We start from the raw sequence: 563 nt of genomic DNA, 5'->3' as shown, positions 1-563 counted from the left end.
CAAAAAAAAGGTGAACCTATGCAGGCGCAAGCCCAACCAGAAAAAACACTTCAGGATGATCCTGAATTCCGCCGCCTAGAAGCTGTCGAAAGTGCTCGAGATCCAAGCTTTTTGATTCGTGCACAAATGCAGTTGCAAGCTCAACAAAAACAACGTCCACAACAATCTCAGAAGGAGTGGTAAGCCCGTGATGAAAAAAGGCGTACATCTGGTCTTTATTCTTGTGGCCAGCCTGTTATCTAGTTTCTCGGTGATGGCACAAAGCCTCCAGGCAAGTGTCAACAAAACTGAAGTGGCTAAAAATGAAGTCATCAACCTACGGATAATGGCAGACTCAGAAGTTGCGTCCGACGCCATCGACTTCAGCGTATTGGAAAAAGACTTCTTCCTAGGACAGCCTCGCTACGGGCGTTCGAGTAACAACATCAATGGTCGAAAATATCAGCGCACAGAATGGAGCATTTCTATAGCGCCAATGAAAGAAGGGATAATTACGATCCCGAGTTTTTCGGCCGATGGCATGAAAACCGAGCCAATTCAGCTAAAAGTCACGGCGAACAAAT

Annotated in this window: 1 protein-coding gene and 1 pseudogene; both read left to right on the top strand. The window is 46.2% G+C overall.

Annotated features, from left to right (window positions below; translation table 11 throughout):
• Window positions 1–183, top strand: a pseudogene (locus R8O11_RS30170) (hypothetical protein); the annotation flags it as partial.
• Between the two features lie 4 nt (window positions 184–187).
• Window positions 188–563, top strand: a 376-nt coding sequence (locus R8O11_RS30165) for a BatD family protein (RefSeq protein ID WP_318195255.1), incomplete at its 3' end; no start/stop codon positions are given.

The sequence above is a fragment of the Vibrio sp. 1288 genome (assembly GCF_033344475.1).
This window is presented reverse-complemented; position numbering and strand designations above follow the sequence as displayed.